Here is a 4064-nt window from a genome sequence, read left to right on the forward strand (position 1 = left end):
CCGGGCATCCTGCCGGTCTCCAACTTCAAACAGGCGAAGAAGTTTGCCGATATGACCAACGTGCGCATCCCGGCGTGGATGTCGCAGATGTTCGCCGGGCTGGATGACGATGCCGAAACCCGCAAGCTGGTAGGGGCGAGCATCGCGATGGATATGGTGAAAATTCTCAGCCGCGAAGGGGTGAAAGATTTTCACTTCTATACCCTGAACCGGGCAGAGATGAGTTACGCCATCTGCCACACGCTGGGCGTCCGTCCAGCCTGATGATGAAAAACGGCCGATAACCATCGGCCGTTTTAAGCGTTGAACGCTAATCGTAGGTAACGTACATATTTACCTTGCCAACTACAGGGCCGGAATACCTCCTGCCGGATGCGGTTATACCGCCGTTTTGCACGTAGCGCGCCTGGAAAGAGGCGGTGCTGGCTGAGCTAAACGCCTGCTCAAAAGAGACAAATGAACCGTGGCTGCCGGTATCGGTGAGGGTGGTATTATCCACATCAGCTTTATTGCCGTTATAGAGCAACTCTATTTCCAGCCCGTCTATTTTATTTCCGCCTGCATTATCATACAGGGTGACGTTCTTATTCGCGGAAAGCGAAGTCCCGGTATCCTCAAAACGAAAATGAACGTGTTCAGTTTTACCCGAGCACTCCAGAGAGAGGTTAACCGGTTCTGGCGTGCCATAAACGGGCGTACCTGTATATGTTATTGCTTCCCATGTACCCATCGGAATAGTGTAATCGGTTGTTTTAAGCCGACATGCTGGCGGGGCAATAGTAATGCCTGAACCCTGAAAGAGCGTATTGATTGAAGTAGTACCCACCTGGAAAGGTGGAGGGTTATTAACCTTTAATGGCCCGTAGCTCACATTACCCACTTTAATAAGCGATGCTCTCATGGAGTATCGCCCGGTCATTGTCGGGTAATATCTCAGGTTGTCTGCAGGCGATACTGGGGGATTGATTTTTTGATAAAGATCAGACCAATAAGAACCCTGCAGTGGGGCTTCTTCACCAGTGCTCAAAAAACTACCTCCGGTAGCGTAACCATATAGCGAATACGCATTACTGTATGGGTCACATCCAACACCCGTACAGGGCGTTGAGCCGGTTCCTGCTTTAACCCATAATTTCAGGCGCAGGCCTGAATTATTCATAATAATGCCGCCATAACTATCGTTGACGTTAAATATCGTAAAGGTGTTAGTGGGGGAAAAACCCGAAATTGCGCCTGAGTTTGTTCCTTTTCCTGAACCGACACAGGACATCACCACATCGGAAGACCACGCGCCATAACCCCACGAAAAAATCTCTGTACCATTAGGGACATCATTACCTACTACTAAGGTACGTGAAACGGCCAAAGGTTGTTCATCGGGAAAGGTGACTGAGCAAGTTGCAGCCAGGTCACCTGAGTTGATACCTGAGCTCCAGTAAACATTGCCGCTAAGAACTGTCGCATATGCCTGCGACCCTGCTGTTGCGGCGATTATTATTGCGCCGGTCCTGAACGCCTTCGTTATTTTTTTCCTGGCGTACGTCTGTCTATTTTCAACACGAGCATCCTTTAATTTAACGTTGAGCGTCTATCCCTATAAAGGCGTAAGGAAATCGCCTGTTACTTTTTGAACAGTTTTTTCATCCTCACCTGGCAGCAGGTCTATTATGACGAAAAACCTGGTCGGTGAATTTAAATATGTTTTTAGACCATGGTTTTTAAAGGGTGTTATGTAAAGCAATGTAAAATAAATACGATGTATTCTGATGGGAAAATCTGCATTTATAGTTGCGACCTGGCTAATGTTTAATATTGATAGCCGTAGGGGTGATATGTTTTTTTATCGTGATTGGGCGTTATATAAAACAGGTGAGTTGTTTTTTAGGTGGGGTTTGAAATGTTTTCTGTAGCCTGGTTGAGTACCAGGCTATTTCTTATGAAGAATATCTTTTGCTAGTTAATCGTAGGTAACGTAAATATTTACCTTGCCGGTGACGGGGCCGGTGTAATTGCTACCATGGCGCCTCACGGGGCCATTCTGGACATATCGGGCCTGGAAAGCGGCGGTACTGGCTGAACCGAATATCGAATCAAACGAGACAAAGGACCCATGGCTGCCGGTATCGGTAATGGTGGTGTTATCGACATTCACTTTCGTGCCGTTATAAAGCATTTCGATTTCCAGACCGTCTATTTTATTGCCACCTGCCCAATCATAAAGGCTGATGTTTTTATTAGTGGAAAGCGAAGTGCCTGTATCCTCAAAACGGAAACGGACATGCTCGGTTTTACCTGAGCACTCCAGAGAGAGGTTTACCGGTACTGGCGTGCCATAAGCCGGGATCCCCTTATGCGAAAGTGTATCCGCGGCCCAGCGCCCCATGGAAATAGTGTAGTCGGTCGTACGCAGCCGACAGGATGGCGGGGCTATCGTGATACCGGAGCCCTGAAAGAGGGAGTTTGATGACCCGCCTGGATACTGAATAACAGGATAATTACCCTGGATAGTTAAAGGCCCGTAACTGACCGTGCCTACCTTCACCAGAGAAGCCCTGATTGAATACTGTCCGGTAAATGTCGGGTAATAGCGATAATGATTTGCGGCAAAAGGAGCGGCGATGATTTGCGAGACATAATTGCCACCACCATATTTACTCATGGGTATTTCTTCACCGGCGCCGGCAAACAGGAACAGATTCCCGGTTCCATATACCGAGTAATTATTGTCGGTCGTGACACAGCCACTTCCGGTACAGGGTGTTGAGCTATTTTTATTCTTAATCCACACTTTCAGGCGCAGACCTGGATTATTAAAGGGAATGCCGCCTTTAGTGTCTACACTCGTATAGACTGTGAAGCGAGTCTCCGGCGAAAAACCGGAAATCGCGGTTGAACTGCCCGCAGCCCCCGTACTGACACACGAGAGGGTAACATCTGAGGACCACTCACCGTATCCCCATGAAAAGACCTCTGTGCCATCGGGAACATCGTTACCCACAACCAGGGTTCGGGCAATGGCGAGCGGTTTCTCATCAGGTATAGTGGCTGAGCAGGTTGCGGCCTGAGGATAGGGAGGCGTATTCCAGTAAACCGCCCCGCTGTAGGTTGCCGCATAGGCCTGTACGCCAGCCAGCCCGGCCACTGCCGTTATAATGCTGGTACTAAATACCTTTTTTATTTCGAACACTGTCTTCCCTTCCAGTTATGAAATATTGTGAAATATTATTTTTGTCAAAATAAATTTAAGCGTTCTCATTATATCGAAGTCAATTGTAAAAATAAGTAAAGAGAAATAGGTCCGCTCTTAAAATAAAGCTTTGTAATCTGCTAACGATGAAAGAGGGTTTGACCGTGATTTTAATTGGGAAGTGGGTGCGGTATTGAACAGGGGCTTAGGTTGAGAGCGCTGATAAAGTATGGCGTGATGAAATTTTAACCCGGACAGGGCAATTAAACCGCCATCCGGGCTTACTGCTGTTAACCTCTTATTTCATACAGTGGCGTCTTGCCTGCAATCACTTTTCCTTCTGCTTTGATAACCAGACCGGAATAATTCTCAATATTGCTGCAGACCACCGGGCTAATCATTGAACGCGCGTTAGCATTAAGATAATCCAGATCCATTTCCAGTACAGGCTGCCCGGCAACAACGGCGGCCCCTTCCTCAACCAGACGGCTGAATCCCTGGCCTTGCAGTTCAACAGTATCGATCCCCATATGAACCACAATTTCTACGCCATTTTCACTTTCCAGGCAGAACGCATGGTTGGTGTTGAAGATACTGATGATGGTTCCTGCCACAGGAGACACAACGATTTTATCGGTCGGTTTCACCGCCACGCCGTCGCCTACCGCTTTGCTGGCGAAGGCTTCATCCGGGACTTCATCCAGTGGGATGATATCCCCCGTAATGGGTGAAACAAGTGTAGCGATAACAGACTCGCCCATGGGCTGCACCGCCTGCGGTTTCACCGCGGCCGCTGCTGGCGCTACGCTTTCTGCCGCCGCCACCGGGCCGGTGGTCTTCATGGCGTTAGCGATTTTTTCCGCCACGAAGCCGACGA

At 48.6% G+C, this 4064-nt stretch carries 4 protein-coding genes; 1 reads left to right on the forward strand and 3 read right to left on the reverse strand.

What is annotated here, in order from left to right:
• A partial coding sequence (locus ENTHG_RS22450) for a methylenetetrahydrofolate reductase (RefSeq protein ID WP_044185479.1) occupies positions 1–264 on the forward strand: 264 nt, incomplete at its 5' end.
• A 46-nt stretch (positions 265–310) separates the two neighbouring features.
• Here ENTHG_RS22450 and ENTHG_RS25340 read toward each other — a convergent pair.
• The 3 genes from ENTHG_RS25340 to ENTHG_RS22465 all read right to left on the reverse strand — a co-directional run.
• The gene (locus tag ENTHG_RS25340) at positions 311–1366 is read right to left on the reverse strand and encodes a fimbrial protein (RefSeq protein WP_145973684.1); all 1056 of its coding nucleotides are present in this window, start codon (positions 1364–1366) and stop codon (positions 311–313) included.
• 591 nt (positions 1367–1957) lie between these two features.
• Positions 1958–3187 (reverse strand): fimbrial protein, encoded by a 1230-nt coding sequence (locus ENTHG_RS22460; RefSeq protein ID WP_044185484.1) that lies wholly within the window; start codon positions 3185–3187, stop codon positions 1958–1960.
• 290 nt (positions 3188–3477) lie between these two features.
• On the reverse strand, positions 3478–4064 hold a 587-nt coding region (locus ENTHG_RS22465; protein ID WP_044185487.1), incomplete at its 5' end, for a glucose PTS transporter subunit IIA.

It is taken from the genome of Phytobacter massiliensis JC163 (genome assembly GCF_000321045.1).
Lineage (GTDB): Bacteria > Pseudomonadota > Gammaproteobacteria > Enterobacterales > Enterobacteriaceae > Phytobacter_A > Phytobacter_A massiliensis.